Source organism: Comamonadaceae bacterium M7527 (assembly GCA_021044545.1).
In the GTDB taxonomy this organism is placed as follows: domain Bacteria; phylum Pseudomonadota; class Gammaproteobacteria; order Burkholderiales; family Burkholderiaceae_C; genus RS62.
The window spans coordinates 386,745-409,376 of sequence record CP087990.1; the positions used below are offsets into that span (position 1 = coordinate 386,745).

The following is a 22,632-nucleotide window of genomic DNA, read 5'->3' on the forward strand; positions in this document are numbered from 1 at the left end:
GCATTGCCACTGTTTCAGTTCACAATAGAGGCTTTGGGCGCCGGTTGAGCTGCCTTTGAGTAAACCTCGCTATGGCAAAAACACTGCAAGGAGCCATGTGGAAGCAGTTGATGCTTCGTACGGCTAGAGAAAACCTATCGCTGCAAGCGCAGATCCGCGAGATGCTGGTCGGCGCCATACTCGATGGGCACCTGGAGCTGGACCAACCAGTGCCTTCCAGCAGGGTGCTGGCTGAGCATTTGGGTGTCGGCAGAATCACGGTCGTATTGGCCTACCAGCAGTTGGTCGATGAGGGCTACCTGGTCTCCAAAGAGCGCAAGGGTCATTTCGTCAGCCCCACCATTTTGGGGGAGAGGGTCAAAAAGACGGCGCCACAGGCAAACACACAAGCTGTGCCCGCTGCAGGTGTTGATTGGACGTCTCGATTTTGCCAGCGCCCCAGCGCACAGCACAGCATCACCAAGCCCAGTAACTGGCAAGCCTATCCTTATCCGTTCTTGTACGGCCAGTTTGATGAATCGCTGTTTCCCACCTCGGCATGGCGCGAGTGTTGCCTCAAAGCGCTCAGCGTGCTGGATATCCGGGCATGGGCGCCTGATCAAATCACACGCGATGACGACTCCCTGGTGCACCAGATTTGCGCCAGGGTGTTACCGCGCAGGGGCGTCTGGGCCACCCCTGATGAACTCATAGTGACCGTTGGCGCGCAACACGCGTTGTACATGGTGGCCGACTTGTTGATGAGCTCGGGTACCCGCGTGGCCATCGAAGACCCAGGGTATCCCGATGCCCGCAATATTTTCAGTAACCGCACTGATAGCCTAAGCCCTGCCGAGATTGACCAATACGGTTTGGTGGTTGGAGATCATCTGCGCAATTTTGACTACATCTATACAACGCCCAGTCACCAGTGCCCAACGGGCGTCACCATGCCATTGAGCCGACGTGAACAATTGTTGCAGTTGGCCAATGAGTCCAATGTGGTGATCATCGAGGACGACTTTGAAAGTGAAAACAACTTTGGAGGTCACCCCATTCCTGCGCTGAAAAGCCTGGATCAACACAACCGCGTGATTTATGTGGGCAGCCTGTCCAAGAGCATGGCGCCAGGTCTGCGCATTGGTTATGTTGTTGCCGCAAAAGAGTTGATTGCTGAATTGCGAGCGCTGCGCCGGCTCATGATCCGTCACCCTTCGACCTTTATTCAGCGCAGTCTTTCGCTGTTCATCTCGTTGGGACACAACGACGCCCAGCTGCGTCGATTGGGTGAGGCCCAAAAAGAACGCAGCGCTCTCATTCTTGACGCCTTGGGTCGCTATGCGCCCGATTGCCGCGTGACGCCTATGACGGGCGGCGGTTCGTTTTGGGTCAGGTTGCCGCAGGGGGTATCCGCATTGGCGCTTGCCGAACACGCCAAAACACGTGGGGTATTGATTGAGCCCGGCGATGTTTTCTTCAATCGATCAGCTGGAAATGGACAGTTTGTCCGCTTGGGCTTTCAGTCCATCAGCGCGTCCGTGATTGATGCGGGTGTCGCAGAGTTTGCCAAAGCGCTTGCAGATGTGCGGCAATAAGTCGTTGCGATAACGCCATGAAAAAAGGCTGTTTGATGCGCATCAAACAGCCTTTTATTTGTCGAGATATCGCTGGCTCAGTAGCCCACCAGTCTGGGTAACCACAGTGATATCTGGGGCACAAACGCGATGGTGAATACCGCAATAGTGGTCACCAGTACAAACGGCAATACCCTGACGGTGATGCGCTCAACGGTCTCGCCACCAATACCCGAGGCCACAAAAAGATTCTCTCCCAATGGCGGTGTCATAAAGCCAATGGACAGGGTACAAATCACCACGATACCCACATGCGTGGGGTCAGCCCCCACCGAGTACATGACCGGTAACAACACGGGGACCAGGATCAATATGGCTGCCAGCGTCTCCATGAACATACCGACGAACAGCAGGAAGACAATCACCATGGTCCAGATCAAGTAGATGTTGTCCGTGAGGGACAGCATGGAGTCAGCTATTTGAGCGGGTATGCGTTGTTCCACCAGCAGGCGGCCAAAGGCGGTTGCCGTGAATAAAATCAACAGCACGCGACCGGTAATCCAGGTGGTCGTGCGCAGTGATTCCGAAATGCGTGGCAATTTCAATTCGCGGTGAATAAAGATACCAACGAACAAGGTGTAGAAAATGGCCACGATGGCGGACTCAGTCGGCGTGAACAGGCCTGAGTAAATGCCTCCCAGGATGATCAAGGGCGCCAACGCTGCCCAAATACCTCGGCGCAGGGATGCGCGCACATCATCGAAAGACCAGTTCTCTGTGAGGCCTTTGTAGCCATTCTTTTTAGAGATGTAGTAGTTCATCAGCAACAAGCTACCAGCCATAACCGTACCGGGTATCACGCCCGCGATAAACAGCTTGGGTATGGACATGGAGGCGAAGGAGCCAAATTTCTCTACCGCTTCGGGCGGCGGTTGCATTCCCAAAGCCGCAATGCCAAAAATCACCATTGGAATAGACGGGGGAATAATGATGCCCAATCCACCTGATGCTGCAGTGACCGCTGACGCGTAAGGGCGGTCGTAGTTGCGCCGTGTCATCGCAGGAATCATCAACATACCCACAGCGGCAGTGGTGGCAGGCCCAGAGCCTGAAATGGCGCCAAAGAACAGGCAGGCAACGACTGTGGCAACACCCAGGCCGCCCGTGATTGGGCCTGCCAGGGTCTCCGCGATGTCCACCAGGCGCTTTGAAATGCCGGCGGCCTCCATCAGCGCACCAGCCAGCACAAAAGCGGGCAAGGCCATCAGCGGAAAACTGCCAACCGAGTTGAATGCAATTTGAACCAGCGCTATCGGGTCTTTATCCAGCGCGATGTAGGCCATCATGCCCGCACCGCCTAGCGCAACGGTAATGGGCGCGCCAATCAGCAAGAGAATGACGAAGCCGCCAAACAGTAATTCTGCAACGTACAAATCCATAGTAAGGGCTCCTAAACGGCATCAAGCGTTAGCTTGTTCGTTTTCTTTTTTAATTTTTTCAATGGCCGCTGTTTCAGGATCCAGTAGTTCTTCGCCACGGAAGACACTCACGTAGAGATTCCAGAGAATTCGGATGGACATCAATGTGAAGGCAATCGGCAAGATCATGTAGATGTACTTCATGGGTACGCCCAGTGTTTGGGCTTTCCAAAAAAGGTTCATCCGATTGAACACAAAGTCGTAGCTGAGGTAGACGAAATACAAGTTGAAACCGACCCACAGCAGATCTGAACGTCAGCAGCGCCTTGCCCACAATTTTGGGCATAAAGGCAAAGTGGAAAGTCACCCGGTTGTGTGCCGACTTCTTTGCGGCGACGACGGCGCCCAGGTAGGCGAACCAGACAAACATATAAGTGGACAGCTCTTCACTCCACGCGATGGAGTAGCCAAACAACTGACGAGCCAATATTTGAATAAACAGCAAGACCACAAACAACGCGAGTAAGACCTCGCAAAAGAGGGTCTCGGCGTTGTCGATAAGGGCGAGTGCTTGACGCTTGACTGACATGGAAGCTCCTAGAAAAAGAGCGTGCTTCGCACGCTCGTCCATGGATCGTACAGACATCAGCACCCATTAAATGGGTGCTGATGCGTTAGGTTTAACGACCCAAGATTTTCGCAACGCGATCCAGCTTCTCTTTGCCACCAATGCTCTTGTAGAACTTAGGCCACACAGCGGTCGTTGCCTTCGCAATCCACTCTTTCTCGCCGTCAGCGGGGTCAGAGATTTCCATGCCCTTGGCAACCAGTTCCTTACGGATACGGTCTTCTGTCTTCAACAAGTAGTCGTAGCTGTAGTTGGTGGCTTCCTTGCCAGCTTCCAAAATTGCTTTTTGCGTATCAGCAGACTGCTTCTGGAACATGGCTTCGCCAACAATGATGGGCTCCAGTGAGAACACGTAACGGATGTTCGTGATGTACTTCTGGACTTCGTTGAACTTCATGGAGTTAACGGTGATGTAGGGGTTGTCCTGACCGTCGACAACGCGCTGTTGCAAAGCGGTAAAAGTCTCGCCCCAGGCCATTGGCGTTGGGTTGATGCCCCATGCCTGGTAAGACGCGATCATGATCTCGTTCTTGGGAACGCGGATCTTCAAACCCTTCAGATCAGCCAATGTCTTGACAGGCTTCTTTGAATTGGTCAAAACGCGGAAACCAGTGAAGGACCAGCCCACGATACGAACGCCTGCATCGCGAATGGTGTTTGCGGTCAGCTCTTGACCCACTTCGCCGGTAACCAAAGTCTTGGCTTCAGCGGCGCTTTGAATCACGTAGGGCAATGTCAGGATACCCACTGTTGGTGAGAAAGGCGTGATGTTGTTCACAGCCAGAACTGAGAAGTCAAGTGTGCCCATGCTGGCGCTGTTGACAGTGGTTTCTTCGCCGCCCAGCTGCTCGTTGGGGAACAGGTCAGCCTTGTGCTTGCCGCCTGTTTTGGCTTCGAAAGTCTCTTTGAACTTGCTGGCCATGACCCATTGGGCACTGCCTTCTGCATCGCCGATGGCGACTTTGAATGTTGCGGCCATTGCGCTAGCGCTGGTGAGGGCCAAAGATGCTGCGAACAGCGACAAAACTGCGGTTTTTTTCAAAATCATAGGTATCTCCTGGGTTATAAAAAATACGGCGACTTCTGCGTCACTCTAGTTATGTTGCGAAACTGGTTGCGCTACAAGCGGGCCTGTTACGTGGCAATCGCTGGGCGGTCTTTGCGGAAGGCATTCTTCACCAAAATCTTGCCGTCTTTAAAGGTAAAGACGTCGACCATGCGGGCCTCAATGCGTGAGCCATCAGCCTTGGTGCCGGCAAATGTGGACTCTGATACACCACGCTCGCCAACGACGAAGTGGACTGCGTCCAGCCAGGCGGCATCGGGGAAGTTTTGCCATGCGGCCTTAAAGCCTTCGCGAACCTCTGCCGTGCCTTTGAAGGTACGCCCCATGAGGTCTGGACCGGCGACGGCATGGAACACGCAGTCTTCGTGCATGAAGCTCATCAGTGCCTCTAAGTTGTGGTCGTTCCAGGCTTGGGCAAAGTCTGCCAGGGCCTGGGCGCTCACGTTGTTGTCCTGAACTGTCATGTGCTCTCCTGCGTTACGCTGTGGTGGTTGTGTTGTTGCAAGCGGGTTGCAATCGCTGGCTTGGCTGCATTATTGGTAGTGATGCCAGTTGACTTGTAGAGCCAAGAAAACTGAATCGTTAGAGCCAACCACAAGGGTTAACCCGATAGCGCTCTGTGTGGGCTGGCATCATTGATTGCTTGAATCTGGTGCTATCGGCCAGGTGCCTCAATTCACTATCCTCTTGGCAGTGATTCGACAGCGCAAACGACTCCGTATGCGCACGCCCCCCGTTAACGGAAAGGTGTGCCGCGCAGTGGTATGGGGCATTGGTGAATTTTTATTGGCAAGAAACAATCTGGAGATCAGCATGCATTCAGCACACCCGGGCGGCACGGTCATGCGCCCCTACGTACCGACTTTTGACCCGTTGGTGGACGACAACCCCGGACGCGGCACCGACTATGCGCCCAGCTACTGGGTAGCGTCTGCAGGCGCGCCGCCCGAGGACGACGGCCCCATTCAAGGTGATGTCGATGTAGACGTGGTGGTGGTCGGTGCTGGCTCTACCGGCATGTCTACTGCCTTGTATTTGGCGCAAGACCATGGCGTACAGGCCGTTGTGCTGGAGGCCAATCAAACAGCATGGGGCTGCTCCAGCCGCAGTGGTGGCCAAGGCCAAAACGCCAGTGGTCGTTTGTCGCGCTCCCAGTGGATTGAGCGTTGGGGCCTGGACGTTGCCAAAAATCTGGACACTGAAATCCGCCGTGGTTTTGACAACTTCAAAACCCTCACCCAGGAGATTGACTGCGAAGCCTATGACGGCGGCCATTTGTACCTGGCGCACAAGCCAGCCAAGATGGACTACTTGCGCAACATGGCCAAGGTTCGCAATGAGGTGTTTGGTTACAACACCCACATACTCAGCGCTGAAGCCGTGCGCGAGCAGCACTGTGACGAGCGCGAACAGTGCGGCGCCATGCTTGAGGAAGAGGGCGTAGGCGTTCATCCATTGAAGTTCACATTTGGTTTGATGCGCAAAGCGCGCGCGCTGGGTGTGAAGGTACACCCAGCCAGCCCGGTGCAAGGTGTGACAACGGTAGCGGGTGTGCACCACTTGCAAACGCCCGGTGGTGTGGTGCGTGCCAAGCGCGTGGTGTTTTGCACAGGTGGCTACACCGGTGGAAAAATGCACACATCCGTTAAAAACAAAATCATGCCGATTTTGTCCAACTCCGTGGTCACACGCCCACTGACCGACGCGGAAATGGCGGCTTGCAACTTCAAGACCAAAACGTTCATGACGGATACGCGCACGCTGCGCTTTTACTACCGTTTGCTGGACGGCAACCGCTTGCAGCTGGGCAGCCGCAGCTCTATCACGGGTGCCGATGCGCAAGGCCCTGAGCATTTGAAATTGCTGACAGATGCTATTGCGCGCAAATTCCCCCGCTGGCAGGCATTCAAATTGACCACTCATGGTGGGGTTGGGTGGATGTGAGCCACGACATGATGCCGCGCATCACCCGCCCCGATCCCAAGCTGAGCATCTGGTATGCCGTGGGTTACGGTGGCAACGGGGTCTCGTTCTCAACCTGGGCCGGCAAGCGGGTCGCCCAGCGAGTGGTGGGTAAGGATATGGATCAAGACGTCTTCAATCTGCCTATTTACAACTCGCCACTCGAGTACCCCAACATCATGAACACGGTGCGCTCGGAAATGTTTGCGCCTTTCCGTCGCTTTGGTCAATACTTCCTGTACAAATGGTATTGGCTTAACGACGAGAAGCTGTGACATTGCAATTAGCAGTGGCTTATCAATGGTTTTAAAAGTCGTCGATTTTTCAGCCCAGTGCGATACGTGGGAAGCGCGTCGCCTGGCTGATGTACCTGACCGGGTGGTTTCGGGTGACCCCCAGCACCGCTCGGTTGGGCGGTACAGCAACCCCAGCGGTGACCTGATTGCCGGCACGTGGACAAGTACGCCGGGCAAGTGGCACGCGTTCACCGATCGTGATGAGTTCTGCACCATCTTGTCTGGCCATGTTCGGCTGATTGCCGAGGATGGCTCGGCTCAGGAATTCCGGGCGGGTGACAGTTTCCTCATCCCCAATGGCTTTCGCGGCTTTTGGGAGGTTGTCGAGACCACCACAAAGCACTACGTCATTCGCGATTACAGTTGAGCTTGTTGCCGCTATCGCGGTTTTTCGGAGTGTTACCAATGGCAAAAAAACGCGTCGTCACGCAATTCGGAATGGGCACGTCCATACGTAGCCTCAATTACACAGAAGCCTGCGCGCGAGCCATACGTGATGCGCTGTGGCACAACTCCCTCAACGTGGCCGATGCGTTCGGCTTTGACCGTGAGGCCATGTTGATTGACGTCGAGGTTGCTGTGCAGCGCCCAGACCTGGTGGACGCCAGTGTCTTGCAAGGTATTTTTCCCTACGGTCAACCGCATATCACCGTGGTCAAAGGTGGGCTGGACATACCGCGGCGCGACAAGCCAGGCACCAGTGTCGTGGCCAATGCCGCCATCATGGTCTCGTTTGATATGGAGGCAGCGCATGGCTGATCAAACCCCCACTGAAAAGCGCATCATCCTGGAGATGGGGTCGGGCAACGATCTTTACGGCTTGGACTACACCAAGGCGGCGATCCGCGCGGTCAACGACGCCTTGCATCACTCGTCGATTGTGCTGTTCCGGTCCCTGGGCTATGACCATCAAACCATGCGCGTACAAGTGACTATTGGCGTGCAACAACCCGCGTTGGTGGACTGTGATGAGGTGGCCAAAGCGTTGCCGCGCGGACGCGCAGAGGTCACAGCGGTTTTTGGCGGCCTGGATGTGGTGGACCCCGAGCAGGGGACCACACACGTTATTGCAACCGCGGCGGTCGAAGCCTTCTTGGCTATAGACGCATCGCAGTGGCGACTCAGTTGAACTGACGCATCAACAGCACCATGCCCAGCATCCAGCTGGCGATGAACAGCGATTCGCTGGCCAGCAAAATAATGGGGCGCCAGCCAAGTGCCGACAATTTGTCCAGCGACGTCTTCACGCCCAGGGCCGCGATGGAAATCACCAGGCACCAGCCAGACAGGTCGCTTAAAAAGCCAACGGCTGGTTTGGGTAATGCAACCGTGTTGTTCAACACGGCCAATACAACAAACACCACCAGAAAGCCGGGTATCAAGCCCGCTTTTTTAGTGGGCTTGTCGGTGTCACTGGCATTGTGACGGGCGCCGCTGAAAGCCAGCGAAAACACCATCACCATAGGCATCAACATGGACACGCGGAACATTTTGGCCAAGGTGGCTGAGTCCGCGACATCGGGCGAAATGATGTAGCCCGCGCCCACCACTTGCGCCACGTCATGGATGGAACCACCTAAAAACAACCCCGCCTCTGCCTGGCTGAGTGGTAGGGTCACCACCAAGACCGGGTACAACACCATGGCAACAGTTGAAAAGGCAGCGATGCCAATCGCCGTGAGCAGCGTCATTTCCTCGACTTCTTTGCTTTGGGGCATGGTGGCGGATAGCGCCAATGTCGCCGAGATACCACAGATAGCCGTACCGCCACCAGACAGCAAACCCAAACTGCGTGGGAGGGCCAGGCGCTTGGCCATCCACATGCCAAATGCAACGGTTAGCAACAAGCCACTGATGAGTGCGAACACACCACCCCATCCCAAGTCTTGCAAATCACTGAGCAATATGCGCAAGCCCAGCAACGCAACGCCGAAGCGAACCAGTTTCTTGGCGGCGAATTCAATGCCCGCGCTGTAGCCATCGACTTGGCTGAGGTGGTGGAAAGCCATGCCCATCAGCAGGGCGTAGAGGTACTTGGGGCCGCCGTAGTGATCAGCGACAAAGGTTGCAGCCAAAGCGACGACCGCGCTGAGCGCAAGGCCTTTTGACCAAGAAGCGAGACCGCTGCCTTGAAGCAGCGCACCGAATTTGGAGCGGATGTGCATGATTTCCTTTTTATGGAACGTATGGTTTCGAAAAATTGCGCCAATGATGCTCCAAGAAAGATTCGGCGTCAAGTTTTTTAAAAAACGAGACAAATTGCATTCAATTTTGAAATTTGATATCATCCAGACATGAAAACACCAAACAAGCTCATCACCCAGTCGGTTGTGACGCCCAAGGTCACCGCTTTGGACAACGACAAGCCGACCATGCGCCAATTTGCGTTGTTGGAGGCCTTGGCCAAAATGGACAGGTTTGCCACCTTGCAAACATTGGTGGAAGAAACAGGTTTGCCCAAGCCTACTGTTCACCGCATGTTGCAACAGTTGGAGATGGCGGGCATGGTGCAGCGTGACGGCGATGGTCGCCAATACACCACCGGCTTGCGCCTGCGTCAAATGGCCGAGACGGTGTTGCTCAACAACACCGTTCACGGTGCGCGTCATCTGGTGTTGCGCCGTTTGGTAGAGGAGGTTGGAGAGACTTGCAACCTCACTGCCTTCAACGGCTCCGAGGTGGTGTATCTGGACCGCGTTGAAACGCCCGCACCGCTGCGTTTTTATCTACAAGCGGGTTCGGTTGTGCCGGCGCATTGTTCGGCCACCGGCAAGTTGTTTTTGGCACAGATGACACCCAGCCAGCGGCGTCGCCTTCTGGGGCAGGTGTCCCTGGAGCGCTTCACGCCCAAAACCATCACCGACCTGGAGGCCATTGAGGCCGAGATCGCCACCGTCAAACGTGATGGCGTGGGCTACGACCGCGAGGAGTACCTGCCCGGCCTTATTTGTGTGGCCGTGTTGGTGCCCAGTACGAACCGGGCATCGAACTTGGGGCTTGCCATTCAGGCCCCCAGCATGCGCCTGACCCAACCGCGTGTCGAGGCTGCGATTCCTGCGCTGCAGCGCGCGGCATCAGCCTTGCAGGCCATTGAAGAGCAAGCTGCGAGCGGCCCAGATTTGAATAACCAGTCGGCATAAACCCGGCCAACGGAAGCTACCATGCAAGTGCCCGATCAATCATTTTCAGCACGCGAGTTATTTGGTTTAGACACCGACTTTCGCGTCAACGGCTTCACCGCTGGTATGGACTTGGTTCCACCGGTTGACCCCGCCTATCAATTTCAGCCCGAGGTGACGCAGGCTATTTTGGCGGGCTTTATGCACAACAAACGCGTGTTGGTGCAAGGCTTGCACGGCAGTGGCAAGTCATCACACATAGAGCAGGTGGCCGCGCGATTGAACTGGCCTTGCATGCGTGTGAACCTGGATGGACACATCACCCGCCTTGATTTGGTGGGCAAAGACACCATAGTGATGCAAGACGGTCACCAAGTCACCAAATTTCAAGAAGGCATTTTGCCGTGGTGTATGCGCAAGCCCATTGCGCTCATCCTGGACGAGTACGATGCAGGCCGCCCCGATGTCATGTTTGTGATCCAGCGTGTGCTGGAGCGTGAAGGCTCGTTCACCCTGATGGAGCAAAACCGCACGCTGCATCCACACAAGGCTTTCCGCTTGTTTGCCACAGCCAACACAGTGGGTCAAGGCAATGTGCAAGGGCTTTACCACGGCGTGCAGCAAATCAACCAGGCGCAGATGGACCGTTGGAATCTGGTGGTCGCACTGAACTACCTGCCGCCAGAAAAAGAGCTGGCCATTTTGACCGCTCAAGTCCCCAGCCTCGCTCAGGGCGAGGGCCTGCGCATTGCCAACGCGATGATTGCAATGGCCAATCTCACACGCCAAAGCCATGCCATGGGAGACTTGTCCGTGCTGATGTCGCCGCGTACCCTTATCAACTGGGGTGAAAATGCAGCGCTTTTCCAAGACCGCGTGCTGGCTTTCAAGTTGTCTTATCTCAACAAGTGTGAGCCCAGCGAGCACCCCCTGATAGCCGAGCTGTACCAGCGCTGCTTTGCTGAAAATCTGCCGCTTGCCGATACGCACGCGGCGCCACGCGCTTGATCTGCTCGTGTCCGCCACGCACGTGACACCCCAAGCCCCGGTTACAGGCATCGCCTTGCGCGACGCCGATGAACTGTCCGCTGGCGTTGCGCGCGCGCTCACCGGTGAAATGGGTATTTACCCATCCGCACACCGACTGTTCATAGGTGAGGCGGGCATACAGACGGGTGCCACGCACCATGATTCGCGTACGGACGGCCCCCAGGCCCGTGCCAGTGCTGACGCGGCCGCCGCGCATTTGCTAGGCGCTACGCTGCGTGATCACCCGTCCCCTGATACCAGCGCCCAGCTGGGTATGGCGCACCTGGTATACGGCGTGTTGTGTCAATTTCGCGATGAATACACCGTAGCGTCGCGTTGGCCAGGTGTACAACAAAACCTCTTTGAAGCCTACGAACACTGGGTGATGCAATTCAAAGCCTCACTCATTACAGAGACCCAAACCGGCTTGTTGCTGTTCACAGTCATTGGCAGCGCGCGCAGCCTGATCAATGGCCAAGCGATTGCCGACGAAGATACCGATGTCATGGAGACCATGCGGGCCTCCCTGGTTGGACCGCAATGGGGTGGTCACTTTCAGGTCATGCGCCGCCAGCGTCACGACGCTGCTGCTTACACCCAGGCGGCCTGGTTGGTGGCCTTGGGTGTTGCCCAGTGGTTAGAGGCAGAGGCGCAGTCCTTGCCACCTGGTGCGCGCCGTTTCAGCAAACGCGCAGCCGCTTTGCTGGCCGCCTTGCTGCGCCCGATTGAAAAGCCTTTTACAGACCTCTTGCAAACCGATTGGGGCGATGGGAAAGACATCAAGGCGCAGCGCACGGGCTACCGTATCTTTACCGACCGTTTTGACCTGGAGCGCACGGGCGAAGACTTGGTGCGTGCCGCCTTGCTGCCAGGGTACCGGCGACAGATTGATGACTGGCTGCTGGATTCGCCCGTGAATATTGGCGCGTTGGCGCAGCGTGTGCGTCGGCAATGGGCGGTACCGGTTCGCAATGGCTGGGAGCTGGAAACCGAGTCTGGCTACCTCAGCGCGGAGCGGCTGTCCATGCTGGTAACGTCGCCGCAAGAGCGCAACGTGTTCAAGCAAGAGCGCTACCAGCCCGACATCAGCGCAGCGGTTTCCATCCTGATGGACTGCTCGGGCTCTATGCGCAACCAGTTGCCGCGTGTGTTGCCCATGGTGGAGGTGTTGACCCGCGTATTTGAGCGTGCGGGTGTTCAAACCGAGGTGTTGGGTTACACCACAGCATCCTGGAACGGCGGCAAAGCCCAAAAGGCGTGGGAGAGGGCGGGCCGACCTGATCAGCCAGGGCGCTTGGCCGAGCGCCTGCATATGGTGTTGAAGTCGGCCAGTCAAACCCGCCGCGCTGCAGCCCTGTCGATTGCGGCCTTGCTCAAGCCAGACCTGTACCGCGAAGGTCTTGACGGTGAAGCCGTTCAATGGGCGGCAGACCGCCTGATGGCGTTGCCTGTCACCCAGCGCCTGGTGGTGGTGATCTCAGATGGCTCGCCAATGGAAACCGCCACACAACGCACCAATGTCGAGTACTACCTAGACCATCATTTGCGTACCGTTTTGCGTCAACTTGAACGTGCTGGGTCGGTGGCCGTCATGGGGCTTGGTGTTGGCTTAGACCTCAGCGTGTACTACCGCCACTGCCTGGGCTGGACAGATACACACATCGTTCAAACCCAGAGCATTGGCAACATCTTGAAGGTGGGTTTCGAGGCGCAACGCGCGCTGCGAAAACGCCACTGATCAAGACTGTGCCTGCACCACAGTCGTGCAAATTACGCCGTAGACATCTTGCGCTGAACACCCCCTGGACAAATCATTTGCGGGTTTGTTCAAGCCTTGCAACAAGGGCCCCAAGGCGGTGAACCCGCCTAAACGCTCAGCCAGCTTGTATCCAATGTTGCCTGCATCCAAATTGGGAAACACCAGCACGTTGGCGTTGCCCTTGACCTTGGACTGTGGGATTTTGCGCGCTGCGATAGCAGGCACCAGTGCCGCGTCCAGTTGCAACTCGCCGTCTACCGGCAGATCGGGTCGCAGGTCGCGTAGCAGCGCGGTGGCTTCTTGCACCTTGGTCACGCGCTCGTGGCGTGCGCTGCCGGCGGTTGAAAAAGACAACATCGCCAGCCTCGGCTCAACGGCCATCAGCTGGCGCGCACTATTTGCCGCTGCGCTGGCAATATGTGCCAACTCTTGTGCGCTTGGCTCAATAACCAAACCGCAGTCCGTAAATACAAATTGCTGCGGCAACTGTGTGCCATCGCCCGCCTTGTACATCAAGAAAAAGCTGGACACCAACGGTGTGCCCTTGGCCACGCCAATCAATTGAATGCTTGTACGCACCACGTCTGCGGTGGTCGTTATTGCACCGCACACCATGCCGTCGGCATCACCCTCGCGCACCAGCATGGCGGCGAAGGTCAAGGGGTTTTCAATGCGCTTCAAGGCGTCTTCAATGCTGAGGTTTTCCTTGGCGCGGCATAGTTGCAACGCCTTGGCCAATCGGTAGCGGTGCTCATCTGTCTGTGGGTCGTGAACCACCACATCGGCAGGCCAAACGGTCCCGGCCGCGCCTTGTGCGTCAGCGGCATGGCCAACAAAAATGATTTGTGCCACGCCATCGGCGTGCGCCTTCAAGCCCGCCTCGCGCACACGGGCATCTGCCAGCTCGGGTAAGACGAGGCGTTTGGGTGAGCGTTTCGCGCGCGCGGCTAATTCGTTGATCATGGTGCTGAAGTTTTAACCATAAAAAAGGGCCAACCTGCCCAACGCACAACGGCGCATGACAGGTTAGCCCTATGGGTTTGCCTTAAACGAAGTCTTTGTACTTGTCCAGCAAACGAACGGGTTTCGCCAACGCATCGCGGCGGAAGGGATCACCCAATTCACGGGTACACATGATTTCGATAACGCAGGTCTTGCCTTCGTTCATCTGCATGTCTATGGCCTTCTTCAGCGCGGTGCCAACGTCTTCCAGCTTATCGACAACAATGGCTTCAGCACCCATGGCTTGTGCCATGCCTGCAAAGCTTTCGCTCTCGAGTTCACCGGCCACGAAGCGGCGGTTGTAGAAGTCAACCTGGTTCTTCTTCTCGGCACCCCACTGGCGGTTGTGGAACACCACAGCCGTTACGGGAATGTTGTGACGAACCGCAGTCATGATTTCCACCATACTCATTGCCCATGCACCGTCGCCAGCGTAAGCAATGGCGGGGCGATCAGGTGCGCCGTACTTGGCGCCAATGATGGTTGGCAATGCGTAACCGCAGTTACCGAAGCTCATGGGTGCAAAGAAGCTGCGTGGCTCGTCAAAGCGCAAGTAGCTGTTGGCTACCGAGTTGATGTTGCCGATATCGGTTGACACCATTGCGCGCTTGGGCATGGCTTTTTCCAGCTCACGCAACACCTGGCGGGGGTGCAAGTATTCACCGCCGCTGAAAGGCTTCTCGCCTTTGGCTTCTTCGATCATGTCCAGGCTGTAAGCGTCACGCTCGTGTGTCCACTCGTCCAGCTCTTTTTCCCAGGCTGCTTTTTCAGCGGCGATGGTTTTGGCGCGGGCATCTTTGGTTGCATCGCAGGCCAAGGCCTTGCCAGCCAAGCGCTCGGTAATGGCTTTTGCAGCGGCTTTCGCATCGCCACAAATGCCCACAGAAATTTTCTTCACCAAGCCCAAGTTGGTGTGATCGGCTTCAACTTGAATGATCTTGGCTTCTTTGGGCCAGTAGTCCAAACCGTGCTGCGGCAAAGTGCCGAATGGGCCCATGCGTGAACCCAATGCCACCACCACGTCCGCCTGCGCGATCAACTTCATGGCGGCCTTGGAACCTTGGTAGCCCAAAGGGCCTGCCCACAGGGGATGGCTTGCTGGGAAAGCATCGTTGCGCAAGTAGCCGGTTACCACGGGTGCGCCCAGGCGCTCAGCCAAAGCCTGGCATTCTGCGACTGCATCGCCCATCACAACGCCGCCGCCTGACAAGATCACTGGGAACTTGGCCGTTGCCAGCAATTCTGCGGCTTCGTTCAGGCTGTTCTCGCCACCGGCGCCACGCTCAATCGTTTGCTCGGCGGGAATTTCGCAGGTGACTTCACCGTAGAAGTAATCACGGGGAATGTTCAACTGGGTGGGGCCCATTTCTGAAATGGCGCGGTCAAACACACGACCGGTGTACTCGGCCATGCGCTTGGGGTTGTTCACGTGGCCCTGGTACTTGGTGAACTCCTGGAACATGGGCAACTGGTTGGCTTCCTGGAAGCCACCCAAACCCATACCCATGGTGCCGGTCTCAGGCGTAATGATCACAACTGGGCTGTGTGCCCAAAATGCCGCAGCAATTGATGTCACGCAGTTGCTGATACCGGGGCCGTTTTGGCCAATCACCACACCGTGGCGGCCGGTAACGCGGGCATAACCATCGGCCATGTGACCTGCGCCTTGCTCATGCACAACGGGAATCAATGTGATGCCAGCTGGAGCAAAAATGTCCATGGCATCCATAAAGGCCGAGCCCATGATGCCGAACATGGCCTTCACGCCACGCGCGACCATGGTTTCGACGAAAGCCTCGGACGGCGTCATGCGCTGGGGACCAGAGGGTACTTGCGGTGAGGTGCTGTTCATGATTTCTCCAAAAGTGGTACAAAAAGTTCCAAAAAAATGATTGGTGACGGATTCTAATCACGCCTGCACCACATTGGCAAGAAATATTTTTATTTGAGCCGAATTATTCCAAAAATCGGAATTCAAAGCCCTACTCGGTCTCAAGTCACAGCTTCTCACGTCACAGTTTGTAGGCCCTCCATGTTGGGACTGGCTTGGGTCTGGCTTGGGTCCAGCCCAATTACTGCGCGTTGGGGAAGAAAAGTTGCTCGCCACCTATGGTGTAGCTGGCAATGGCGGCTTGGCCCAATGGGCTCAATACCCAGTTAACAAACTGCTGGCCCCGCGCGGTGTTGACGTGTGGGTGCTTGGCAGCACTCACCAACATGATGCCGTACTGGTTAAACAATCGCTTGTCACCCTCTAGCAGCACGCTTAAATCACCACGGTTTTTAAAGTTGAGCCAAGTGGCGCGGTCGGTCAGCACATAGGCATTGCTGGCAGACGCCATGTTTAAAGCGGGGCCCATGCCGCAGCCGCATTCTTTGTAGCCGGTGCCTTTGCTGGCGTTGTCGCCCAGCAGCTTCCAGTAGCGCAGCTCGGCGGCGTGTGTGCGCTTTTGTCACCACGAGAGATGAAGGCGGCATTCGCATTGCTGATGCGCTGTAGGCCGTTGCCAATATCATTGCCGCGTGCACCGGCTGGGTCTGACTTGGGGCCAACCACTACAAAGTCGTTGTACATCACGTTGTAGCGCTTGTCCGCAAATCCATCTGCCACAAACAGGTTTTCTTTTGCTGTGTCGTGCACAAACAGCACGTCTGCGTCACCACGCCGTGCCATGTCAATGGCTTGCCCAGTGCCCAGTGCCACCACCTTGACGTCTATGCCTGAGACCTTTTTGAAAATGGGCAATATGTGTGCAAAAAGACCCGACTGTTCGGTGGAGGTGGTGGACGCCACCACGATGGAAGGCGTTTGGGCCTCGGCATGCAGACTCAAGCTCAGCAACAGCGCGGTTGCAGTGATCTTCAGGTGGGTGGCAAGACGGTTCATTAGATTTCTCCTTTAATAAAAGCCAAGGCTTCTGGACACTGCGCCTCTAGATGAGACTCATTGAAAAACTGCGCAACAGGCATGTCAGCCAGCAGGCTGCCTTGTTGCAAATACCACACGCGCTGGGCCAGGCGCTTCACTTGGCCCAGGTTGTGGCTGCTGAAAATGAGTGTGCTGTCGTCGCTTTGCGCAAACGTCGCAATCAGGGCTTCCACGTCGCGCTTGGCATGGGGGTCCAGGCTGGCCGTGGGCTCGTCCAGCAGCCACAAGCGTGGGCGCAGCACCCAGGCCCTGGCCAATGCCATGCGCTGTAATTGCCCGCCAGACAGGGTTCGGCCATTTTGCTCAGCCACTGCTTGCAGCCCCATTTTGTGCAGACCTTGCATGGCCAGGGACTTGGTGTGCGCCCATGGCACAGACTGCAGCCACAGCGCCACGCGTATGTTGTTGAGCGTGCTCATGCGCATGGCGTAAGGGCGTTGAAACAACATGGCCATCGCGCCTTTTTCGCACAGCGACGGTGCACGCCACGCCTGGCCTTGCGTGGCTTGCAAGCCGTGCAGCGCCCGCAGCAGCGTGCTTTTGCCGCTGCCGTTGGGCCCTATGATGGCAATGCGTTCACCGGCGTGCACTTGCAAGCTGATGTTGCGCAGCGCCTTCACTTGGCGCAGGCCACCCATTGAGGCGCTGACTTGTTGCCAGTCAAACAGCATCACAAGACCCCCTGTGCTGGAGCCACGTCCACGCGCTCACGCCATAGGCGCACCCACGACACGGCGGCATTGAGCAGCAGTACCAGCAGCAACAGCACCACACCCAGGCCCAGCGCCATGGGTAAATCCCCCTTGCTGGTCTCAAGGGCAATGGCCGTGGTCATGACGCGTGTAAAGCCTTCTATGTTGCCGCCCACAATCATCACGGTGCCCACTTCTGCAATGGCGCGACCAAATACCGCCAACAAAACCGTCAGCAAGGCGTAGCGCTCATCCCAGCCCAGTAACAGGCCCCGGTTGAGTGTGGTGGCACCCACCGACAGCAGTTGCTCGCCGTAGCGCTGGTCAGCGTCTTCAATGGCTTGGCGGGTGAGGGCGGTGGCTATGGGCAGCACCAGTGCGGTTTGGGCAATCACCATGGCTTGAAACGTGAACAGCCAGCCCAAAAAGCCCAAGGGACCTGATCGCGACAACAGCAAATACACCACCAGGCCCACCACCACCGCGGGAACGCCCAGTGATGTATTGAGCAGCGTAAGCACCAAGTTGCGCCCTTTGAAACGTGCCACCGCAAGCCAGGCACCCAAGACCATGCCCATGCCGCATGCCAGTAGTGTGGCCGTGGCGCTCACGCCCACAGACCGCGTTACAACGCCCCACAACACGGGGTCGGCTGAGGCGATGAGGGCCAGTGCTTGTAGCAAGCTGTCAGAGAAGGTATTCATAGCGATGGCGCATGCTATGTGTATCGGCCTGGCAGCGTTGCGTGGGGTTGAAAGCTATGTAATGGTTTGCATAAGCACAGCTTGCGTTGTTGGGCAGTGATGCCTTTGAATTCAGGCACACTTCGCCTATGCGAAAAGTACTTTTAAGTTATCAGCTGGCTGACAACCGCGCGTCCGAGCCACACATCCAAAACGATTTGCTGGATTTGCTGTTTGCCGTGCGCACACAGGGCTCTATTTCAGCCGCAGCGCGCGACATGGGCTTGTCTTATCGGCACGTATGGGGCTTGCTCAAAGACTGGGAGGTGAAGTTGACGCAGCCCTTGTTGTTGTGGGAGCGTGGTCAAGCCGCGCAGTTAACACCCTTTGCAGACAAGTTGCTATGGACTGAGCGGCTGGCCCAGGCGCGTCTGGCGCCAAAAATTGAAGCCATGCGCGCAGAGCTGGAACGCACGCTGGCGCTGGCCTTTGAGGCCAATGCCCATGTGCTAAGCCTGTTTGCCAGCCACGACGACGGCTTGCCCAGGTTGCAAACCCACGCAGCGAGTCAGGGCGTGCATTTAGACATTCAGTTTGGTGGCAGTTTGTCGGCCCTTGAGGCGCTTAACAGTGGGCAATGCGCATTGGCAGGCTTTCATGTGCGCGACAACCCCAGCGCCACCAGTGTGTCGGCGCGTACCTACAAGCCACTGCTTAAAACGGGAGAGCACAAATTGCTGGGTTTTGCCACGCGCCAGCAAGGCCTCATGGTGGCCGCAGGCAATCCGCGGCACATTGACGGCCTCAGGCACATAGCCCACTGGCGGCTGCGTTACGTCAACCGTACGTCTGGCTCTGGCACGCGTGTGCTGCTTGACGAATTGCTGAAAGAGCAGGGGGTGCAGGCCAGGCAACTGTTGGGCTATGACCGCTATGAACCATCACACAGTGCGGTCGCCTTGGCTGTGGCCAGTGGTGAGGCTGATGCCGGCCTGGGGACGCAATCAGCAGCCGCCGCCCATGGCCTGGGCTTTGTACCGTTGCTGCGAGAACACTATTACCTGGTATGCCGCAAACAAGTGCTAAGCCAACCGGCCGTGCAAGCCCTGCAGCTTATTTTGCAAAGCGCCCAGTGGTCAAACTGCTGGGCGCGGTGCCGGGTTATGTGAGTTACCAAAGCGGCAAGGTGTTGTCGCTGCGCCAGGCATTGCAGTGGTGGCAGCTAAAGCCCAAACTGAGCGGTAAGTGAGCTACAGATTAGCCGTAAATGAGCAGTAAGCCAGCAACAAAGCCAGCAACAAAGCCAGCAACAAAGCCAGCAACAAAGCCGCTTGCGCATACACTCGGGTCAGAGGTGCCTGAGTTGTGTGTAACGGGTGTTGCGGTCTGGCTTAGGCCACCCATGGCAGCCCACGGAACCTTTAAGCCGCACACCACCTCTTAACAAAGTTACAGCTTGTTTGGTTCAAGCTGTGCCGCCAACCCCATCAACACACTAAAAATACCCCATGCTCTACGCCACGCTCAAGTTACTGCACATTTTGTCCCTCATCGTCTGGTTAGGCGGCATGGTGTTTTCGTTGTTCTGTTTACGCCCGGCAGCGGCGCAGCTGGAGCCCGCAGCCAAGCTGCAACTGATGCATGGCGCATTGGGCCGGTTTTTCAGAGTAGCCATGTGGTGCGCCACAGTGGTGCTGGGTAGTGGCTTTTGGATGATGGGCCGCGTTGCCAAGCAGACCGTGCAGGCTGGAGGCACATTTGCCATGCCACTTAGCTGGACCATCATGGCAGCGCTGGGCGTGCTGATGGTGCTTGTGCTGGGTCACATTCGGTTTGCGCTGTACAAGCGCTTGGACCGTGCCGTCGCTGCACAGGATTGGGCCGCAGGCGCCAAGGCCATGGACACCATCAAGCGTTGGGTGTCCATCAATCTGGCCATAGGCGTTGCGATTGTGGCAATCGTGCTACTGGCCTAGCAGCGCTTTGCCAGCTGCCAGCACACGACGTCCAGTCATCGTGTGCCGGTGTCCTTGTCGGTATGGTCGCTGGGCGTTGGTGGTTTGGCGTCTACGCCTGTTTGCTGCGCGGGTGCCAAGGGTGGGCGGCACATTGTGTCGCCATCCCATTGTTGGCCGCACCAGCACAAGCCTTCTGCGTTGATGATGCAAGTGCCGCTTCCGCAGCAGCGTAAGTCTTCTGTCATAGGTCTGCCATTAACGGTAAAAAGCTTCGACTGTGCCTGTGATCTTGATCAGCAGGGGCTGCCCTTTTCGGTTGAGTGTCTTGCCCGCAGGCACTCTCACCCAGCCTTCGCTCACGCAATACTCTTCTACGTCGTTACGGTCTTTGCCGTTAAAGCGAATGCCAATGTCGTGCTCAAAAATCGCCGCCATATGGTGCGGGCTTTTGGGGTCAATAGACAGACGGTCTGGCAGTGCTGGGCGCTGGGGCGCGGTGGTGGAGTCGGTCATGTTGGGCTGTAGGTGTAGAAGAACTGAGGGGTTTGTTGTATGGCCTGGATACTGGCAACTGAATGCCAGCAACTCAATACTGGCAACTCAATACTAGCAATTAAAGCGATCAACTAAATGCGGCATGGTCTACGCGGCATCAGGCTGATCAGACATGCTGTTGAGCTGGTGCAAGATTTGTGTGAAATTGTCTACGCCTTGCGCACCGCTGACCAAATGACGCTTGTTAAACACCACAGCCGGCACGCTTTGAATGCCTTGCTGCACCCAAAACTGCTGGGCGGCTCTCACCTCGGCCGCAAAGCGCTGGTCGGCCAGTACAGCCGCCGCTTGCGTTGGGTCCAGCCCAATGCTGGCGGCAATATCAGCCAATATGGCGTCGTCTGACAGGTTGCGTCCGTGGGTAAAGTGCGCCGTAAACAGCGCCATTTTGAGATCATGCATGCGCCCAAGTTGCGCGGCCCAGTGCAACAGCTGGTGGGTGTTAAAAGTGTTGTGCATGCGCATATCGTCTGTGTAGGCAAACTCAAAGCCCACGGCGGCTCCGGCTTGCGTCATGTGCACACGGCTGGCCTGCGACTGCTCGGGTGTCGCACCATATTTTTGAGCAATGTGCTCGGTGATGTTCTGGCCTTCTGGGGGCATGTTGGGGTTGAGCTCAAAAGGGTGCCAGCGAATCGTGTGTGGCGTGCCAAGCGTCTCCAAAGCGCGTGCAAGTTGCATGTAACCAATGACACACCAGGGGCACATCACATCTGAGACGATGTCAATGTGTAGCGGTGAGGTAACGGCTTGGGCGGTGGTCATGGTCATGGTTTGGCTTTGAGGTGGTTGTGGCGAGCTGCAGTCACCGCGCGCATCTTTCAATTTTAGGTGACTGTGGTGACTACTCGGAAAACAGATATGTTGCAGGCAAGCAAGTCGCAGACAAGGGCTTGTGCAATGCGTGGGTTAAAAGGGCCTGGATACGCGGGGCACTTGGTGGGGGCTGGCCTGGCTACAGTGTGCGCTCCCACATGGCTTGAGTGTCAGGCTTGCAGGCGCGACGTAAGCCATGGCTAAGGGGCGCATCAAGCGGCTGCAGGCCGCCCGCAGCGGGTCTTATGTGGTGGCCCCGGAGGGCCAGCCCATCTGCGTGCTTTGCGACAGACCCATACCGCCTGGCCTTAAAGATGCCCACCATCTGGTACCCAAGTCGCGTGGCGGCGTGGCCACTGTGCTCATGCACAGGATCTGCCACAAGCACATACACGCTGTACTGACCGAGACAGAGCTGGCGCGGCATTATGCGACAGTGGCAGCGCTGCAGGCCCATCCCGTTGTTGCCACATTTGTGCAATGGGTAAAAGACAAGCCCATAGATTTCAACCCACCCGTCAGGCGCAACCGCCACAAGGGCCTCAGATAGTTTTACGCCTTTGTAGGCTTGCCATTGTTTAGAGTCATGACACCAAACCCCCCAGCACGCCCCAATGATTTACCAAGCCGTTTATGGCAAGAGCTCACGCGCGCACCGCATGACCGCCACCACGAGTGGCGCACCCCAACGGTGTCTACAGAGGGTTTAAACAACAGCGGCCCCCAGGCTCGCACTGTGGTGCTGCGGCATGCCGATGCGCAGCAGTGGTTGTTGCATGTGTTTACCGATGCGCGCTCACCCAAGTGCGCAGAGCTGGCGGCGCAGCCATTGGCACAACTGACGTTTTGGAGCAAGCGCCTTCATTGGCAGTTGCGCGCTACAGCACGTGCCACTGTGCTCACCGAAGGCCCGGTTGTGCATGCCGCCTGGCAACGGCTGGCACAGTCACCAGCTGCGGCTGACTACACCAGCGCCTTGGCGCCTGGTAGTGCGCAAAGCACAGCCCATGTGGCCCTGGCCGAAGGCGACACGCCAGCCCATTATTTGGCTGTTGTGGTGTTTCAAGTTACAGGTCTGGACTGGCTGGCGCTCAGCAAGAAAGGGCACCAACGTGCAAGGCTATCGCCAGGCGGTGCCTTGGAGTGGTTGGTGCCCTGACCAGCTGT

At 56.8% G+C, this 22,632-nt stretch carries 22 protein-coding genes and 3 pseudogenes; 12 read left to right on the plus strand and 13 right to left on the minus strand.

Going from position 1 to position 22,632, the window contains the following annotated elements; genetic code table 11:
* Positions 1 to 71 precede the first annotated feature (71 nt).
* The gene (locus LN050_01830) at positions 72 to 1,574 is read left to right on the plus strand and encodes a PLP-dependent aminotransferase family protein (GenBank protein ID UFS56632.1); all 1,503 of its coding nucleotides are present in this window, start codon (positions 72 to 74) and stop codon (positions 1,572 to 1,574) included.
* 77 nt (positions 1,575 to 1,651) lie between these two features.
* Here LN050_01830 and LN050_01835 read toward each other — a convergent pair whose 3' ends face one another.
* The 4 genes from LN050_01835 to LN050_01850 all read right to left on the minus strand — a co-directional run bounded on the left by LN050_01835 (position 1,652) and on the right by LN050_01850 (position 5,129).
* Entirely contained in the window at positions 1,652 to 2,992 is a 1,341-nt protein-coding gene (locus LN050_01835) for a TRAP transporter large permease (GenBank protein ID UFS56633.1), read from the minus strand.
* 73 nt (positions 2,993 to 3,065) lie between these two features.
* Positions 3,066 to 3,560: a TRAP transporter small permease subunit gene (locus LN050_01840; GenBank protein UFS56634.1), complete on the minus strand. Its 495-nt coding sequence runs from the start codon at positions 3,558 to 3,560 to the stop codon at positions 3,066 to 3,068.
* 91 nt (positions 3,561 to 3,651) lie between these two features.
* Positions 3,652 to 4,647 carry a TRAP transporter substrate-binding protein DctP gene (dctP, locus tag LN050_01845; protein ID UFS56635.1) on the minus strand — a complete coding sequence of 332 codons (996 nt, stop codon included), beginning with the start codon at positions 4,645 to 4,647 and terminating at the stop codon, positions 3,652 to 3,654.
* An 86-nt stretch (positions 4,648 to 4,733) separates the two neighbouring features.
* A complete protein-coding gene (locus LN050_01850) occupies positions 4,734 to 5,129 on the minus strand; it encodes a nuclear transport factor 2 family protein (protein ID UFS56636.1) in 396 nt (131 codons plus the stop codon).
* A gap of 349 nt (positions 5,130 to 5,478) precedes the next feature.
* Between LN050_01850 and LN050_01855 the strand changes: the two are divergent.
* From LN050_01855 to LN050_01870, 4 genes and pseudogenes are all read left to right on the plus strand, one after another.
* Positions 5,479 to 6,902, plus strand: a pseudogene (locus tag LN050_01855) (FAD-binding oxidoreductase).
* A 25-nt stretch (positions 6,903 to 6,927) separates the two neighbouring features.
* Positions 6,928 to 7,290, plus strand: coding sequence for a cupin domain-containing protein (locus LN050_01860; GenBank protein ID UFS56637.1), 363 nt, complete (start codon positions 6,928 to 6,930; stop codon positions 7,288 to 7,290).
* A 38-nt stretch (positions 7,291 to 7,328) separates the two neighbouring features.
* Positions 7,329 to 7,682 carry a Lin0512 family protein gene (locus tag LN050_01865; GenBank protein ID UFS56638.1) on the plus strand — a complete coding sequence of 118 codons (354 nt, stop codon included), beginning with the start codon at positions 7,329 to 7,331 and terminating at the stop codon, positions 7,680 to 7,682.
* Positions 7,675 to 8,052, plus strand: coding sequence for a Lin0512 family protein (locus LN050_01870; protein UFS56639.1), 378 nt, complete (start codon positions 7,675 to 7,677; stop codon positions 8,050 to 8,052). The genes LN050_01865 and LN050_01870 overlap by 8 nt, the downstream gene beginning before the upstream one ends.
* Here LN050_01870 and LN050_01875 read toward each other — a convergent pair.
* The gene (locus tag LN050_01875; GenBank protein UFS56640.1) at positions 8,045 to 9,088 is read right to left on the minus strand and encodes a putative sulfate exporter family transporter; all 1,044 of its coding nucleotides are present in this window, start codon (positions 9,086 to 9,088) and stop codon (positions 8,045 to 8,047) included. The genes LN050_01870 and LN050_01875 overlap by 8 nt on opposite strands.
* A 129-nt stretch (positions 9,089 to 9,217) precedes the next feature.
* Between LN050_01875 and LN050_01880 the strand changes: the two genes are divergently transcribed.
* Genes LN050_01880 through LN050_01890 form a run of 3 tightly spaced genes read left to right on the plus strand, consistent with a single transcriptional unit; the run spans position 9,218 to position 12,809 of the window.
* Entirely contained in the window at positions 9,218 to 10,063 is an 846-nt protein-coding gene (locus tag LN050_01880; protein ID UFS56641.1) for an IclR family transcriptional regulator, read from the plus strand.
* Positions 10,064 to 10,084: 21 nt separating this feature from the next.
* Entirely contained in the window at positions 10,085 to 11,050 is a 966-nt protein-coding gene (locus LN050_01885) for an AAA family ATPase (GenBank protein UFS56642.1), read from the plus strand.
* 7 nt (positions 11,051 to 11,057) lie between these two features.
* Positions 11,058 to 12,809, plus strand: coding sequence for a cobalt chelatase (locus LN050_01890; GenBank protein UFS56643.1), 1,752 nt, complete (start codon positions 11,058 to 11,060; stop codon positions 12,807 to 12,809).
* On the opposite strand, the gene pta is transcribed toward LN050_01890, so the two are convergent.
* From pta to LN050_01915, 5 genes and pseudogenes are all read right to left on the minus strand, one after another.
* The gene (pta, locus tag LN050_01895; GenBank protein UFS56644.1) at positions 12,810 to 13,793 is read right to left on the minus strand and encodes a phosphate acetyltransferase; all 984 of its coding nucleotides are present in this window, start codon (positions 13,791 to 13,793) and stop codon (positions 12,810 to 12,812) included. It abuts the gene before it with no gap.
* A gap of 82 nt (positions 13,794 to 13,875) precedes the next feature.
* On the minus strand, positions 13,876 to 15,684 hold the full coding sequence (gene xsc / locus LN050_01900; protein UFS56645.1) for a sulfoacetaldehyde acetyltransferase: 1,809 nt from the start codon (positions 15,682 to 15,684) through the stop codon (positions 13,876 to 13,878).
* A gap of 220 nt (positions 15,685 to 15,904) precedes the next feature.
* A pseudogene (locus LN050_01905) lies at positions 15,905 to 16,719 on the minus strand (substrate-binding domain-containing protein).
* Positions 16,719 to 17,432, minus strand: a complete 714-nt coding sequence (locus LN050_01910) for an ATP-binding cassette domain-containing protein (GenBank protein ID UFS56646.1) — start codon at positions 17,430 to 17,432, stop codon at positions 16,719 to 16,721. The pseudogene LN050_01905 and the gene LN050_01910 overlap by 1 nt, the downstream one beginning before the upstream one ends.
* Complete coding sequence (locus LN050_01915; GenBank protein UFS56647.1) at positions 17,432 to 18,157, minus strand: ABC transporter permease; 726 nt, start codon at positions 18,155 to 18,157, stop codon at positions 17,432 to 17,434. The genes LN050_01910 and LN050_01915 overlap by 1 nt, the downstream gene beginning before the upstream one ends.
* Positions 18,158 to 18,285: 128 nt before the next feature.
* Here LN050_01915 and LN050_01920 point away from each other — a divergent pair.
* Positions 18,286 to 19,385, plus strand: a pseudogene (locus tag LN050_01920) (helix-turn-helix transcriptional regulator).
* A gap of 259 nt (positions 19,386 to 19,644) precedes the next feature.
* A complete protein-coding gene (locus LN050_01925) occupies positions 19,645 to 20,112 on the plus strand; it encodes a CopD family protein (GenBank protein UFS56648.1) in 468 nt (155 codons plus the stop codon).
* Between the two features lie 35 nt (positions 20,113 to 20,147).
* Here LN050_01925 and LN050_01930 read toward each other — a convergent pair whose 3' ends face one another.
* The 3 genes from LN050_01930 to LN050_01940 form a co-directional block, all read right to left on the minus strand.
* Complete coding sequence (locus tag LN050_01930) at positions 20,148 to 20,339, minus strand: hypothetical protein (protein UFS56649.1); 192 nt, start codon at positions 20,337 to 20,339, stop codon at positions 20,148 to 20,150.
* 10 nt (positions 20,340 to 20,349) lie between these two features.
* The gene (locus tag LN050_01935) at positions 20,350 to 20,607 is read right to left on the minus strand and encodes a DUF3297 family protein (GenBank protein ID UFS56650.1); all 258 of its coding nucleotides are present in this window, start codon (positions 20,605 to 20,607) and stop codon (positions 20,350 to 20,352) included.
* Between the two features lie 129 nt (positions 20,608 to 20,736).
* Entirely contained in the window at positions 20,737 to 21,420 is a 684-nt protein-coding gene (locus tag LN050_01940) for a DsbA family oxidoreductase (protein ID UFS56651.1), read from the minus strand.
* A 241-nt stretch (positions 21,421 to 21,661) separates the two neighbouring features.
* Here LN050_01940 and LN050_01945 point away from each other — a divergent pair, with 241 nt between their 5' ends.
* Positions 21,662 to 22,015, plus strand: a complete 354-nt coding sequence (locus LN050_01945) for an HNH endonuclease (GenBank protein UFS56652.1) — start codon at positions 21,662 to 21,664, stop codon at positions 22,013 to 22,015.
* Between the two features lie 36 nt (positions 22,016 to 22,051).
* Positions 22,052 to 22,624 (plus strand): pyridoxamine 5'-phosphate oxidase family protein, encoded by a 573-nt coding sequence (locus LN050_01950; GenBank protein ID UFS56653.1) that lies wholly within the window; start codon positions 22,052 to 22,054, stop codon positions 22,622 to 22,624.
* The last annotated feature ends 8 nt before the right edge of the window (positions 22,625 to 22,632 follow it).

Excerpts from the sequence above, each read along its gene's own strand:
- LN050_01910 (UFS56646.1), bottom strand. The coding sequence starts at position 17,432 with ATGCTGTTTGACTGGCAACAAGTCAGCGCCTCAATGGGTGGCCTGCGC.
- LN050_01850 (UFS56636.1), bottom strand. The coding sequence starts at position 5,129 with ATGACAGTTCAGGACAACAACGTGAGCGCCCAGGCCCTGGCAGACTTT.
- LN050_01915 (UFS56647.1), bottom strand. The coding sequence starts at position 18,157 with ATGAATACCTTCTCTGACAGCTTGCTACAAGCACTGGCCCTCATCGCC.
- xsc (UFS56645.1), bottom strand. The coding sequence starts at position 15,684 with ATGAACAGCACCTCACCGCAAGTACCCTCTGGTCCCCAGCGCATGACG.
- LN050_01830 (UFS56632.1), top strand. The coding sequence starts at position 72 with ATGGCAAAAACACTGCAAGGAGCCATGTGGAAGCAGTTGATGCTTCGT.
- LN050_01940 (UFS56651.1), bottom strand. The coding sequence starts at position 21,420 with ATGACCATGACCACCGCCCAAGCCGTTACCTCACCGCTACACATTGAC.
- LN050_01935 (UFS56650.1), bottom strand. The coding sequence starts at position 20,607 with ATGACCGACTCCACCACCGCGCCCCAGCGCCCAGCACTGCCAGACCGT.
- LN050_01865 (UFS56638.1), top strand. The coding sequence starts at position 7,329 with ATGGCAAAAAAACGCGTCGTCACGCAATTCGGAATGGGCACGTCCATA.
- dctP (UFS56635.1), bottom strand. The coding sequence starts at position 4,647 with ATGATTTTGAAAAAAACCGCAGTTTTGTCGCTGTTCGCAGCATCTTTG.
- LN050_01875 (UFS56640.1), bottom strand. The coding sequence starts at position 9,088 with ATGCACATCCGCTCCAAATTCGGTGCGCTGCTTCAAGGCAGCGGTCTC.
- LN050_01835 (UFS56633.1), bottom strand. The coding sequence starts at position 2,992 with ATGGATTTGTACGTTGCAGAATTACTGTTTGGCGGCTTCGTCATTCTC.
- LN050_01840 (UFS56634.1), bottom strand. The coding sequence starts at position 3,560 with ATGTCAGTCAAGCGTCAAGCACTCGCCCTTATCGACAACGCCGAGACC.
- pta (UFS56644.1), bottom strand. The coding sequence starts at position 13,793 with ATGATCAACGAATTAGCCGCGCGCGCGAAACGCTCACCCAAACGCCTC.
- LN050_01945 (UFS56652.1), top strand. The coding sequence starts at position 21,662 with ATGGCTAAGGGGCGCATCAAGCGGCTGCAGGCCGCCCGCAGCGGGTCT.
- LN050_01950 (UFS56653.1), top strand. The coding sequence starts at position 22,052 with ATGACACCAAACCCCCCAGCACGCCCCAATGATTTACCAAGCCGTTTA.
- LN050_01885 (UFS56642.1), top strand. The coding sequence starts at position 10,085 with ATGCAAGTGCCCGATCAATCATTTTCAGCACGCGAGTTATTTGGTTTA.
- LN050_01925 (UFS56648.1), top strand. The coding sequence starts at position 19,645 with ATGCTCTACGCCACGCTCAAGTTACTGCACATTTTGTCCCTCATCGTC.
- LN050_01930 (UFS56649.1), bottom strand. The coding sequence starts at position 20,339 with ATGACAGAAGACTTACGCTGCTGCGGAAGCGGCACTTGCATCATCAAC.
- LN050_01860 (UFS56637.1), top strand. The coding sequence starts at position 6,928 with ATGGTTTTAAAAGTCGTCGATTTTTCAGCCCAGTGCGATACGTGGGAA.
- LN050_01880 (UFS56641.1), top strand. The coding sequence starts at position 9,218 with ATGAAAACACCAAACAAGCTCATCACCCAGTCGGTTGTGACGCCCAAG.
- LN050_01870 (UFS56639.1), top strand. The coding sequence starts at position 7,675 with ATGGCTGATCAAACCCCCACTGAAAAGCGCATCATCCTGGAGATGGGG.